11 protein-coding genes are annotated in these 12,896 nt (G+C 67.4%); 4 read left to right on the top strand and 7 right to left on the bottom strand.

Going from position 1 to position 12,896, the window contains the following annotated elements:
• Positions 1-190 precede the first annotated feature (190 nt).
• The 3 genes from AC1DYP_RS06460 (at position 191) to AC1DYP_RS06450 (ending at position 3,838) form a co-directional block, all read left to right on the top strand.
• Positions 191-664 carry a hypothetical protein gene (locus AC1DYP_RS06460; protein WP_477035108.1) on the top strand — a complete coding sequence of 158 codons (474 nt, stop codon included), beginning with the start codon at positions 191-193 and terminating at the stop codon, positions 662-664.
• Positions 665-690: 26 nt separating this feature from the next.
• Positions 691-2,718 carry a TonB-dependent receptor plug domain-containing protein gene (locus AC1DYP_RS06455; protein WP_477045646.1) on the top strand — a complete coding sequence of 676 codons (2,028 nt, stop codon included), beginning with the start codon at positions 691-693 and terminating at the stop codon, positions 2,716-2,718.
• Between the two features lie 325 nt (positions 2,719-3,043).
• Positions 3,044-3,838, top strand: coding sequence for an alpha/beta fold hydrolase (locus AC1DYP_RS06450; RefSeq protein WP_477045645.1), 795 nt, complete (start codon positions 3,044-3,046; stop codon positions 3,836-3,838).
• On the opposite strand, the gene AC1DYP_RS06445 is transcribed toward AC1DYP_RS06450, so the two are convergent.
• The 3 genes from AC1DYP_RS06445 to AC1DYP_RS06435 all read right to left on the bottom strand — a co-directional run bounded on the left by AC1DYP_RS06445 (position 3,835) and on the right by AC1DYP_RS06435 (position 8,077).
• Positions 3,835-4,437 (bottom strand): hypothetical protein, encoded by a 603-nt coding sequence (locus AC1DYP_RS06445; protein ID WP_477045644.1) that lies wholly within the window; start codon positions 4,435-4,437, stop codon positions 3,835-3,837. The genes AC1DYP_RS06450 and AC1DYP_RS06445 overlap by 4 nt on opposite strands.
• Positions 4,438-4,665: 228 nt before the next feature.
• Positions 4,666-6,852, bottom strand: coding sequence for a 3-hydroxyacyl-CoA dehydrogenase NAD-binding domain-containing protein (locus AC1DYP_RS06440; protein WP_477045643.1), 2,187 nt, complete (start codon positions 6,850-6,852; stop codon positions 4,666-4,668).
• Positions 6,853-6,871: 19 nt separating this feature from the next.
• On the bottom strand, positions 6,872-8,077 hold the full coding sequence (locus AC1DYP_RS06435) for an acetyl-CoA C-acetyltransferase (protein WP_477045642.1): 1,206 nt from the start codon (positions 8,075-8,077) through the stop codon (positions 6,872-6,874).
• An 81-nt stretch (positions 8,078-8,158) separates the two neighbouring features.
• Here AC1DYP_RS06435 and AC1DYP_RS06430 point away from each other — a divergent pair, with 81 nt between their 5' ends.
• Complete coding sequence (locus tag AC1DYP_RS06430) at positions 8,159-9,106, top strand: phytanoyl-CoA dioxygenase family protein (protein ID WP_477045641.1); 948 nt, start codon at positions 8,159-8,161, stop codon at positions 9,104-9,106.
• A gap of 11 nt (positions 9,107-9,117) precedes the next feature.
• On the opposite strand, the gene AC1DYP_RS06425 is transcribed toward AC1DYP_RS06430, so the two are convergent.
• The 4 genes from AC1DYP_RS06425 to AC1DYP_RS06410 are packed head-to-tail and all read right to left on the bottom strand — an operon-like array spanning position 9,118 to position 12,824.
• A complete protein-coding gene (locus AC1DYP_RS06425; protein WP_477035086.1) occupies positions 9,118-9,480 on the bottom strand; it encodes a hypothetical protein in 363 nt (120 codons plus the stop codon).
• Complete coding sequence (locus tag AC1DYP_RS06420) at positions 9,480-9,866, bottom strand: hypothetical protein (protein ID WP_477035087.1); 387 nt, start codon at positions 9,864-9,866, stop codon at positions 9,480-9,482. Before AC1DYP_RS06420 ends, AC1DYP_RS06425 begins: the two co-directional genes overlap by 1 nt.
• Before the next feature lies 1 nt (position 9,867).
• Positions 9,868-11,031: an acyl-CoA dehydrogenase family protein gene (locus AC1DYP_RS06415; protein ID WP_477035088.1), complete on the bottom strand. Its 1,164-nt coding sequence runs from the start codon at positions 11,029-11,031 to the stop codon at positions 9,868-9,870.
• Positions 11,032-11,033: 2 nt separating this feature from the next.
• On the bottom strand, positions 11,034-12,824 hold the full coding sequence (locus tag AC1DYP_RS06410; RefSeq protein ID WP_477045640.1) for an acyl-CoA dehydrogenase C-terminal domain-containing protein: 1,791 nt from the start codon (positions 12,822-12,824) through the stop codon (positions 11,034-11,036).
• Positions 12,825-12,896: the final 72 nt, after the last annotated feature.

The raw sequence follows: 12,896 nt of genomic DNA, 5'->3' as shown, positions 1-12,896 counted from the left end.
CGAAAATAGTCTTTAATGTCGGCTTCACTACACATGAATTGTACCGGCGTTATCTGAATCCCATTACAGTCTCGTTTACTCCTTCCGCGACATCTGCCGCCTCGTGAAGCCCGGAAGAAACTCGGGCAGGGGATACAGAATGTCGAAAAGAAATACCCGGAGCGCCGTCGCGCTCTGCGCATTGACCCTCGTGTTTGCGCCGTTGAGCGCCGCCCACGCCGACGCCGCCAAGGACGTCCAGGTCGCCGGCCGCGCGCTGACCTTCCTCGAGAACGGCCCGACCGGCAAAGCCGTGCTGGGCGTGGTCTTCGATCCGTCCAAGCCCGCCTCGGTCGCCGAGAAGAACGCCGTGATGGCCGCCATCGGCGGCGGTATGAGCGCCGGCGCCGTGACCCTGACCGCCAAGCCGGTCGAAGCCTCGGCCGTCTCGGGCGTCAGCGGCGTCGCCGCCCTCTACGTCACCACCGGCGTCAACGTCGGCGCGGCCGCCAAGGCCAAGAAGATCATCACCATCGGTTCGGACACCTCGTGCGCCACCAGCGGCGCCTGCGTGATGAGCGTCTCGGCCGACCCCAAGGTCGAGATCGTCGTCAACCGCGCGGCCGCCGCCGCCGTGGGCGCGGTCTTCAAGGCCGCCTTCCGCATGATGATCCGCGAAGTCTGATCCGAACCGAGCCCAGAGAACCAATCATGAAAAAGACTCTTCTGGCCGGCGTTTCGGCCACTTTCGCCCTGTCCATGGCCGCCCTGGCGTCCACTGGGACCGCCCACGCCCAATCGATCGACTACGGTTCGATGGAGCAGCTGTTCAACGAACCGGTCACCACCAGCGCCACCGGCTCGCCGCAGCGCTCGACCGAAGTTCCGGTCGCCATGGAGATCATCTCGGCCGACGACATCAAGCGCTCGGGCGCTGTCGACCTGCCGACCATCCTCAGCCGCGTCGCCGGCCTGGACGTGCTGAACTGGGGCGCCGGCGCCTCGGACGTCAGCGTCCGCGGCTATGACCAGGCGATGTCGCCGCGCCTGCTGGTGCTGGTAAACGGCCGCCAGGTCTATCTGGACCACTACGGCTACACCGCCTGGGCCACCCTGCCGGTGCAGCTGTCGGAAATCCGCCAGATCGAAGTCGTCAAGGGCCCCAACAGCGCCCTGTTCGGCTTCAACGCCGTGGGCGGCGTGATCAACATCATCACCCAGAACCCCAAGTTCGACAGCGCCGGCTCGGTCACCCTTACGGGCGGCACGAACGGCTACGGCGAACTGTCGGTGGTCAAGTCGGTGAAGCTGGGCGAGCGCTTCTTCGCCCGCCTGTCGGCCGGCGCGGCCCAGATGGACGAGTACAAGAACACCACCGGCGTGGCGTCCAACCTGTTGACCGACCCGGCCCGGGTCTCGGCCAACCTGGACACCATCACCCAGCTGACCGAGAAGACCGAACTGCGGGTCGAAGGCTCGTGGTCGAACGTCCAGGTCAGCGAGGCGGTCTCGAACTACAGCTACTCGCCCAGCAAATACGTCACGACCTCGGTCAAGGCGACCCTGGCTTCGGACACCAAGCTGGGCCTGCTGCAGGTCTCGGCCTACGAGACCAACCTGACGGCCAAGCAACTGATCGTCGGCCAGAAGGCCCGCTTCGAGAACAAGCTGGACGTCGTCAGTGTCCAGGACCTGTTCAAGATCGGCGCGAACCATACGTTCCGCATCGGCGGCGAGTATCGCAAGAACGAGGTCAACACGGCCCCGCTGGTCGGCGGCAAGCTGAGCTACGAAGTGGCTTCGGTCTCGGGCATGTGGAACTGGGCCGTCAGCGACAAGCTGGCCGTGACCGCCGCCGGCCGCTACGACGACTTGAGCCTGTCGCGTGAAGGCACGTTCCCGGCCGGCTACCCGGCCGTGACCAACGCCTACTGGGATCGCTCGATCAAGAAGGCCAGCTACAACTTCGGCGCCGTCTATCGTCCGACCCAGGCCGACACCTTCAAGGCCACCGCCGCGCGCGGCGTGCAGGTTCCGACCCTGGTCGACCTGGGCGCGGTGCAACTGCGGGTCGTCTCCGGTCCCTTCACCATCGGCGTGATCGGCAACCCGACCCTGGAGCCCTCGATCGTCACCAACTACGAAGTCGGGTACGAGCGCGCCCTGCCGGGCCTGGACGCCAAGGCCGGCGTCAGCGTCTTCAGCCAGAAGACCGAAGACGTGAAGGGCCAGCCGACCTCGGGCCAGATCGACGTCATGCCGACCGCGCCGGGCGTCTTGCCGCTGCTCAGCTATCGCAACATCGGCGACAGCAAGATGTGGGGCGTGGAGCTGAGCGCTTCGGGCAAGATCTCGGGCGGCTACCACTGGAGCGGCGACTGGACCTTCACCGACGTCGACGACGAACCGACCGCCGGCTTCTCGCCGACCGTCCGCCTGGCCAACTTCTCGGCCACGACGCCGGAAACCCGCGCCAACGTCTCGTTCGGCTGGGCCAACGCCCAGTGGGCCGCCGACGGCTTCTTCCACTACACCGGCGACCACAAGGCCTACCTGTCGACCGGCGCGCTGGTCAGCGTCGAGGACTACGTCACCCTGGGCGGCCGCGTGGCCCGCACCTTCGATCACGGCCTGACCCTGGCGGTCAGCGGCCAGAACCTGACCGACGGCCACCAGCGCCAGACGTCGGGCCTGGAAGTCGAGCGTCGCGCCTTCGTGACCCTCAGCAAGGCCTGGTAAGACCCAAGCCTGTCGAACGAGAAGGGCCCCGTCGCGAGACGGGGCCCTTTTTCGTTGCCGTCGAGCCCGGCCAGCTCAACGTCCGCCGCATCGAATGAAAGCGCAATTTCCCCCAAGCGATCGATGCGGCCGCGGCCTAAAGGGGCAAGGGGGCGAAGATGGAAGCGATCCCTTCATGACGCCGAACCCACGCACATCATCCAGCCCGGCGACAAGATCGCTGATGGTCGGCTGTCTCATCTTGGCCGGGGCTCTGGCCGGATGCGGCGCTGAAAACGACCGAAAGCAGGATCCTTCACAGACCTATTCCGCCGAGGCAGCCAGGATGCACACTGTCACTTCGAGAGACGGCACGAAGATCGCCTACGACAAGCAGGGGAGCGGCCCGCCCGTCATCCTGGTGAACGGCGCCTTGGCCGGGCGAGAGGCGGGTTCGGACATCGCCAAGCTGCTGGCGGGGCGCTTCACGGTCTACAGCTATGACCGCCGGGGGCGAGGCGACAGCGGCGACACCCCACCCTTCGCCGTCGAGCGCGAGATCGAGGATATCGCGGCGCTGATCGAGGCGGCCGGCGGAACCGTCTATCTGGCCGGCTTCTCTTCCGGCGCCGCGCTCGCGCTGGAAGCGGCCAGCGCGCTGGGTCCGAAGGTCGACAAGCTGGCCCTCTACGAAGCGCCCTATGACCAGTCGGCGGGCGCCGCGGACAAGTGGAGAACCTACAGGGCCGAGCAGGCCGGCCTGCTCGACGCGGGGCGTCGTGGCGAGGCGGTGCTGCATCACATGAAGTTCGTCGGGATCCCCGACGCCGCGGTCGCCGAGATGAAGACGACGCCGGCCTGGGCGGGCATGGAGGCGATGGCGCCGACGCTGCCGTATGACGTGGCCGCGATCGGCGATGATCGCTCGGTTCCCGTCGAGCGGGCCGCCAAGGTCCGCGCCAAGGTCCTGGTGATGGACGGCGGCGCGAGCCGTGAGACGATGCCGTTCATGCGCGCCTCGGCCGACACGATCGCCCAGGCCGTCCCGAACGCACGGCGCCTCACGCTGGACGGCCAGGGTCACAACGCGCGCCCGGACGCCATCGCGCCGGTTCTCATCGCGTTCTTCTCGGAGCCCTAGTCCCAGCCCTTGATCTTCTTCTTCTTGCCGATGGCGAACAGGCCGGGATAGGGGCCCTTGCCGGTGCGGTAGAGGCACCAGTCGTCGTCCTTCTTGCAGTCGCCGTCGAAAGCCGCCTTCTTGTCGGGGTCGATCGCCGCGTACAGGGCCGGGCCGTTCTTGTTCTTGGCGCCCAGGGCTTCGGCGCAGGCCTCGCGCTCGGCCTTGGTCAACTTGACGATGTCGGCCTGCGTGCAGCCGCTCTTGCGGGCGGCTTCGCGCAGGGCCTCGCCGCCGCCGGTCAGGGTCCCCCGCGCGGTGAAGCCGGGCGGGGCGACGATCTCGCCGCGCTGCGCCGGCGCCGGCCCCGGAACGGCAAGGGTCGGGACGCTGGGCGGTGGGACGGCGGTCGGACGATGGAAGGCCGGCGTGGCGGACGCCGTTTCCCGCGGCGCTGGGCGGTCGGGCGTCGCGGGGGCCAGCAGGCTGACCTCGACGCTGCGGGGCTCGACCAGGGTCGGCGGGGCGGGCACGCCGATCAGCAGGGCCCAGCCCAGCAGGGCGTGGAACGCCAGCGACAGGCCGCCGACCACCAGCCAGCGCCGCCGGGCCGATTTCACGGAGCGCGATCCTGGGCCTGGCGCATGACGACCTTCCTGGCGGACCACTAGGGCGCCGTCATTGGCGGGATGGGTCAAAGATAGGCTCGATCTCACCGAACCAAGCTCTAGCGACGGGGTGCGGCGGGAGCATGGCCGCGACAAGTCGGGCCTGAAACGAATGAGGCCGAAAACGAGAAGGGCCCGGTGTCGCCGCCGGGCCCTTCCGTTGTGGTCGGAACGTCGCCTTTAGGCGGCGGCCTTCTCCTTGACGCCGAAGCGGCTGTAGAAGGTCTCGCCCTTGGCGGCCATGTCGCGCAGCAGCTGCGGCGGGGCGAAGCGCGCGCCGTACTTCTGGGCCAGGGCGTCGCAGGCCTCGACGAACTTGGCCACGCCCACGCCGTCGATCAGGCTGACCGGGCCGCCGGTCCAGGGCGCGAAGCCCCAGCCCAGGATGGCGCCGACGTCGGCTTCACGCGGGTCGGTGATCACGCCTTCCTCGAAGCAGCGGGCGGCTTCCACGGCCTGGCGGTAGAGGAGCCGGGTGCGGATCTCCTCGATGCCGGCCTTGTCGACCTCGGCGATCTTGACCGGCGCCAGGTCGGCCAGGCCCTTCCACAGCACCTTGGGGCCGTTCTCCGGATAGTCGTAGAAGCCCTTGCCGTTCTTGCGGCCGTAGCGGCCCTCGCCCTCGACCATCTTCTCGATGATCGTGGTGAAGGGGCGCTCCTCGTACTTGTCGCCGAGGTCCTTCTTGGTCTGCTGGGCGATCTTGTAGGAGAGGTCCAGCGCGACGTCGTCGTGCATCTCCAGCGGACCGCGCGGCATGCCGGTGGCCCGGCCGACATTGTCGATGATGGCCGGGGCGTAGCCATCGGCCAGCAGCTCCATGCCTTCCTGCACGAAGGTGCCGAAGCAGCGGCTGGTGTAGAAGCCGCGGCTGTCGTTGACGACGATCGGGGTCTTCTTGATCTTCAGGACGTAGTCGATCGACTTGGCCAGGGCCTCCTGCGAGGTCTCCTCGCCCATGATGATCTCGACCAGGCCCATCTTGTCGACCGGCGAGAAGAAGTGGATGCCGATGAACGAGGCCGGACGCACCGACGCCTTGGCCAGGCCGGTGATCGGCAGGGTCGAGGTGTTGGAGCCGAAGATCGCGGTGTCGGCCAACTGGGCTTCCGCCAGCTTGGTGACGCCGGCCTTCACGTCGCGGTTCTCGAACACGGCCTCGACGACCAGGTCGCTGCCCTTGACGTTGGCGTAGTCGGCGGTCGGGTGGATGAGCGCCAGGATGGCTTCGCCCTTTTCAGGGGTCATCTTGCCGCGCGAGACGGCCTTCTTGACCAGGCCCTCGGCGTAGCCCTTGCCCTTGTCGGCGGCTTCTTGGCTTTGGTCGATCAGCACGGTCTCGATGCCGGCCATGGCTTGGACGTAGGCGATGCCCGCGCCCATCATGCCGGCGCCCAGGACGGCGACCTTCTTGACGTCGTAGTGCGGCACGCCGGCCGGCCGGCCCGAGCCCTTGCCCAGCTCCTGGAGAGACAGGAACAGGGTGCGGATCATGCCCTTGGCCTGGGGCGACATCAGGGTCTTGAGGAAGTAGCGGGTCTCGATGCGGATGGCCGCGTCGAACGGCACCTGCAGGCCCTCATAGACCGCCTTCATGATGTTCAGCTGGGCGGGATAGTTGCCATAGGTCTGCTTGCGCAGCATGGCGTTGCCCATGATGAACACCTGGCTGCCGCTGGCCGTGTAGGGGCCGCCGCCGGGGATTTTGAAGTCCTTCTTGTCCCACGGGGCGACCGGGTCGCCCTTGGTCTTGACCCAGGTCTTGGCGGCCTCGACCTCGGTTCCGGCCGGAACGACCTCGTGCACGACCTTGAAGCCCAGGGCCTCGGCCGGCTTCATAGACTTGCCTTCCAGCAGGAAGGGGGCCGCGGCCATCACGCCCATCAGGCGGGTCAGGCGCTGGGTGCCGCCGCCGCCCGGCAGCAGGCCGACCTTGGCCTCCGGCAGGGACAGCTGGATCTTCGGGTTGTCGCCCACGACGCGGTAGTGACAGGCCAGGGTCATTTCCAGACCACCGCCCATGGCCAAGCCGTTGATCGCCGCGGCGATCGGCTTGCCGCCGGTTTCGAGAGCCCGGAAGGCCTTGTTCAGCGCGAAGCCGGCGTCGAACGCCGCCTTCAGGTCGCCGCCGCCAATCCCGCCTTCGGCCCCGCCCAGTTCGCCCAGGTCGGCGCCGGCGCAGAAGCCGGTGGTCTTGCCCGAGGTCAGCACGGCGCCCTTGATGGCGTCGTCGGTCTTGATGCGCTCGACTAGCTCGCCGATCTCGCGGATCACCGAGGCGGTCAGGGTGTTCATCGTACGGCCGGGCACGTCGAAGGTGACCAGGGCGATGCCGTCGCCGTCGACCTCGATCTTGAAGTTTTCCATTGTCGTTGGTCCTCGGCTCTTAGACGCGTTCGATGACGGTGGCGGTGCCCATGCCGGCGCCGACGCACAGGGTGATCAGGGCGGTTTCCTTGTCCGAGCGCTCCAGCTCGTCGACCATGGTGCCCAGGATCATCGCGCCGGTGGCGCCCAGCGGGTGGCCCATGGCGATGGCGCCGCCGTTCACGTTCATCTTGTCGTGCGGGATGTTCAGCGCCTGCATCATGCGCAGGACGACGGCGGCGAAGGCTTCGTTCAGCTCGTAGAGGTCGATGTCCTTGACCTCCATCTTCAGCTTCTTGAGCAGCTTCTCGGTGACCAGCGACGGCCCGGTCAGCATGATCGAGGGCTCCGAACCGATCGAGGCGGCGCCCTTGATGCGGGCTCTTGCCTTAAGGCCCAGGGCCTCGCCCATTTCCTTGGTGCCGATCAGCACGCCGGCGGCGCCGTCGACGATGCCCGAGCTGTTGCCGGCATGGTGGACGTGATTGACCTTCTCCACCTGCGGATAGCGCTGGGTGACCACGGCGTCGAAGGCCATGTCGCCCATGCCCTGGAACGAGGGGTTCAGCGAGGCCAGGGTCTGCATGGTGGTCGAGCCGCGCACGGTCTCGTCGTGGTCCAGGATCGTCAGGCCCAGCTGGTCCTTCACGCCGATCACCGACTTCTTGAAGCGGCCGTCGGCCCACGAGGCGGCGGCGCGGCGCTGGCTCTCGACGGCGTAGGCGTCGACGTCGTCGCGGCTGAAGCCGTACAGCGAGGCGATCAGGTCGGCCGACACGCCCTGCGGGGCGAAATAGGTCTTGAAGGCCGAGGACGGGTCGGTGGGCCAGGCGCCGCCGTCGCTGCCCATGGGCACGCGGCTCATGCTCTCGACGCCGCCGCCGATGGCGAGGTTGGCTTCGCCCGAGGCGACCTTGGCCGCGGCCATGTTCACGGCTTCCAGGCCCGAGGCGCAGAAGCGGTTGATCTGCACGCCGGCGACGCTTTCGGCGTAGTCGGCGGTCAGGACGGCGGTGCGGGCGATGTCGCTGCCCTGTTCACCCACTGGGGCGACGCAGCCCAGGACGACGTCGTCGACGTACGAGGTGTCGAGGTTGTTGCGGTCGCGCAGGCTTTCCAGGACCTGGGTGGCCAGGGACAGGGCCGTGATCTCGTGCAGAGATCCGTCCTTCTTGCCCTTGCCGCGCGGCGTGCGCACGGCGTCAAAGATGTAAGCGTCGGCCATTGTATGGCTCCTTCCTGCGTAGGCTTGGATGGTTCGTTAACCAAAAAGGCGTCTGATTCCGGTGATTTGGAGATCAGGACGATGACGGCAGCCGAGCGCTCGACGGACGCGGCCCACCCGGTGGTGAGCGACTTCATCGCGCGCGGCTATCATGTGTTCGGCGGCGGCGTGGACCCGGCGGCGGCGAGCGCCCTGCTGGCCAAGATCCGCGCGCTGCGGACGTTCGATGCGGACCTCTTTCTGTCGGAAGCCGAGTTCGACGCCGACCCGCAATATATAGGGGTGAACCCCGCGCCCGGCAGGAACCTGCTGGAGCGTTTCGAGGACGAGCTGGCCTTCGTCGAGAAGGACCCGGCCATCGTCTCGGCCCTGAGCGCCCTGCTGGGCGACGGCTACGAGATCCTGCTCAAGAAGCTGATCTGCGGCGTGCCGGCCAGCGTCGTGCCCGACTGGCTGAAGGCCCGCATCGCCGGCAACCCGGTCAACAACCTGGGGGCCTATGTGAAGGCCCCGTTCCGGGACATCACCTATTTCTACGGCATCGACTTCCACCAGGACCTGATCGACTACAAGGACCGGGAAGCCGACTTCATCACCCTGTACATCTACCTGCACGACGTGGGGACGCACGACGCCCCGCTGTTCCTGCTGGAGGACAGCCACAAGCTGGGCGGGACGCTGTTCCCGCACGATCTGACCAAGAACCCCACAAGCGAAGGGGAGACCGGCTGGCTCTATCGCGACGGGCGCGGCCACGAGGTCCAGACCCGCCAGCACCTGCTGACCGGCAAGACCGGCTACGCGGCCATGTGGCACGCCTGCACCCTGCACGGCACCCAGCCCGACGCCGCCGATAACGAGCGGCTCAGCCTGCGCTACCTGATCGCCCGCAAGCCCGGCGTCGCGGCGCCCGGCATGGACGCGGTCAACGCCACGCTGCTGGGCCCGCTCAGCCTGGAGGCCACGCGCAAGGACCTGGACGCGCGCGGCGCGGCCCAGATCAAGGCCAACAGCGTCAACAAGGCGTAGGGCCAGGCTCATTATTTCCAAGTTCCGATCGGCGACTTGGCGATCGGCGCGCAGGCCAGGCCCCGGGCGCCGGCCTTGGCGCTGTAGGTGACGCGATAGCCGAACTCCGGCGCCGCCAGCTTGCAGGCGGTGAAGCCCGGCGTCGTCACCGACAGGGTCCAGTCGGCCACCTTCGAGCGCAGCAGGTTGTTGCACTGGTCGACGCCGACCTTCAGCGGCAGCTCGAAATCGCCCGGCGGCTTGGAGCCGGGCTTCTTGCCCACCAGCTTGCCGGTGAAGAACAGCGGACGCGGACCGGCCGCGCGCACGCAGACGACGGCCGAGCGGCTGTCGGAAGCGACCTGGGCGGGCGGCGGAGCGGCGGCGATCGGCATCAGCGGGTCTCCTTGCACGTAAGCTGGCCAAACAGGCTCTTGCGATAGACGAAGGTCAGGCGTTCGCCGGCCTTGAGCGGCTTGGTCGGACGGCAAAGCGTGTCGCTGCGATGCTCGCCGCCGGCGGCGGCGACCACGGCGGGGGACTGGCCCGGCCGAACCACCAGCTGCGGCTTGGCCAGGGTTACGCCGTCGACGTTGGCGCAGCCGGTCTGGCCGGCCTCCACCGCCGGGAACGGCGTCTCGGCCAGGGGCTCGCGATAGGTCAGGCTGTTGCCCTCGAGCTTGGCCGAGGTGGTCTTGAAGCGGCCGTCGCGCACCAGTCCGGACACGGCCACGTTGGTCGCGTTGGTCAGGCACAGGACGACGGCGGCTTCGACCAGCATGCTAGAGCGTCCTCGCGATCAGCAGCTTCATGATCTCGTTGGTGCCGCCATAGATGCGCTGCACGCGGCTGTCGCGATACATCCGGGCGATCGGATATTCGTTCATGAAGCCATAGCCGCCGAACAGCTGCAGGCAGCGGTCGACGATCTTGTTCTCCAGGTCGCTGATCCAGTACTTGGCCATCGAGGCGGTGGCCGCGTCCAGCTTGCCGGCCAGGTGCTGCTCGATGCAGTGGTTGACGAACACCTTGGCGACGGTCGCCTCGGTCTTGCATTCGGCCAGCACGAACTGGGTGTTCTGGAAGTCGATGATCGCCTTGCCGAACGCCTTGCGCTGCTTGACGTAGTCGATGGTCAGCTCCAGGGCCCGTTCGATGGTGGCCATGCCCTGGACGGCGATGTTCAGCCGCTCCTGGGGCAGTTGTCCCATCAGCTGGAAGAAGCCCTGGCCCTCGTCCGAGCCCAGCAGGTTCTCGGTCGGGACCTTCACGTCGTTGAAGAACAGCTCCGACGTGTCCTGGGCCTCGTGGCCCAGCTTGTCGAGGTTGCGGCCGCGCTCGAAACCTTCCGCGCCGTCGGTCTCGACCACGATCAGGCTGGTGCCGCGCGCGCCGGCCGTCGGGTCGGTCTTGACCACCACGATGATCAGGTTGGCGGTCTGGCCGTTGGTGATGAAGGTCTTTGACCCGTTCACGACGTACTGGTTGCCGACGACCTTGGCGGTGGATTTGATGCCTTGCAGGTCCGAGCCCGCGCCCGGTTCGGTCATGGCGATGGCGCCGACCAGCTCGCCGGTGCACAGGCGCGGCAGCCAGCGCTGCTTCTGCTCCTCGGTGCCGTAGTGGACGATGTACGGGGCGACGATGGCGTTGTGCAGGCTGATGCCGAAGCCGTCGACGCCCTTCAGGCCCAACTGCTCCATCAGCACGGCCTCGTGGCGATAGTCGCCGCCGGCCCCGCCGTATTCCTCCGGAACGGTCAGGCCCAGCAGGCCCGCCCGCCCGGCGGTGTTCCACATCTCGCGGTCGACGACGTGGTTCTTGCGCCACGTCGCCACCACGGATTCGGGGGCGTGCTCGTCGAAGAACTTGCCGACCGCGTCCTCGAAGATCGCGATGTCCTCTTCGGCCATGAAGGCCGGCTTTTCGAGGTTGAGCACGCCCATGATCAGAAGGCCTCCGCGGGCAGGGCCATCAGGGTGGCCGAGCCGGTCTTCAGCTTGGCCAGATGCGCCCCGGCGTCAGGCAGGACGCGCTCGATGAAATATTTCGCCGTGACGATCTTGGTGGTGAAGAACGGGTCGGTCGAGCCGGCGGCGATCTTGGCGTTGGCCGCCTTGACCATTAGAGCCCACATGTAAGCCAGGCCGGTCAGGCCGAAGAGATGCATGTAGTCGGTCGAGGCCGCGCCGGCGTTGTCGGGGTTCTGCAGGCCGTTCTGCATCAGCCACATGGTGCCGTCCTGCAGCTGGGCCTTCACGCCGGCCAGGGCCTCGATGAACGGCTTCAGCTCGGCGTCGCCGTCGTTCTCGCCGATGAACTGGTCGACTTCCTGGAAGAAGGTCATCACGCCGCGACCGCCCTTGGCGGCCAGCTTGCGGCCGACCAGGTCCAGGGCCTGGATGCCGTTGGTGCCTTCGTAGATCAGGGCGATGCGGACGTCGCGCAGGTACTGGCTGGCCGGGAAGTGCTCGGTGAAGCCGCTGCCGCCGTGCACCTGCATGGCGTCCGAGCAGATCTTGAAGCCCTTGTCGGTCAGGTAGCCTTTCAGCACCGGCGTCATCAGGCCCATATAGTCCTCGGCCTTGGCGCGCACGGCCTCGTCCGGGTGATGGTGGGCCAGGTCGCCGTGCAGGGCGGTCCAGAACAGGAAGGCGCGGCCGCCTTCGATCAGGGCCTTGCTCTCCAGCAGCATGCGACGCACGTCCGGGTGGACGATGATCGGGTCGGCGGGGCCTTCGGCGTTCTTCGGGCCGGTCAGCGAGCGGCCTTGCAGGCGGTCCTTGGCGAAGGCGACGGCGGCCTGGTAGGCGGCCTCGGCCTGGGCGACGCCCTGCAGGCCGACGCCCAGGCGGGCCTCGTTCATCATCACGAACATCAGCTTCAGGCCGCTGTTCTCTTCACCGATCAGCCAGCCCTTGGCGTCCTCGTACTGCATCACGCAGGTGGCGTTGCCGTGGATGCCCATCTTCTCTTCGAGGCCGACGCACTTGACGCCCTCGTTGCGCTCGCCGACCGAGCCGTCGGCCTTGGGCAGGAACTTCGGCACGATGAACAGGCTGATGCCCTTCACGCCGGCCGGGGCGCCCTCGATGCGGGCCAGCACCAGGTGGACGATGTTGTCGGCCATGTCGTGCTCGCCGGCGCTGATCCAGATCTTCTGGCCGCTGATGCGATAGGCGCCGTCGGCTTCCGGAACGGCCTTGGTGCGCAGCAGGCCCAGGTCCGTGCCGCACTGCGGCTCGGTCAGGTTCATGGTGCCGGTCCATTCGCCGGACACCATCTTGGGCAGATAGGTGTTCTTCTGGTCGTCGCTGCCGCCGGTGTGGATGGCCGAATAGGCGCCGTGGGCCAGGCCCGGATACATCGAGAAGGCCATGTTGGCCGAGCTCGACATCTCGCTGAAGGCTAGGTTGACGACGTGGGGCAGGCCCTGGCCGCCGTAGGTCGGATCCGAACCCAGGCCCGTCCAGCCGCCTTCGCACAGCTGCTTGTAGGCTTCCTTGAAGCCGTCCGGCGTCTTGACCGTGAAGTCCTTGCTCCAGACGCAGCCCTGCTTGTCGCCGACGGGGTTGAGCGGGGCCAGCACCTCGCCGGTGAACTGGGCGGCGGCCTCGAGGATCTGCTCGACGGTCTCGAACGACGCGTCGGCGAAGCCCGGCAGGTCGCCGTGCTGGTCGATGTTGAGCACGTCGCGCAGGATGAAGGCGTGTTCGCGAACGGGCGGCTGGTAGGTCATGAAGCGGTCCTGGTCAGTCGGATCGGGGAGGATCGTGGAAAAGGAAGAGGGTTCCGCGTGCGTCCTCGGTCT

The organism is Caulobacter sp. P1_D6 (genome assembly GCF_056406095.1).
The sequence above is the reverse complement of the archived record's forward strand: the minus strand, read 5'-3'. Positions and strand labels throughout refer to the sequence as shown.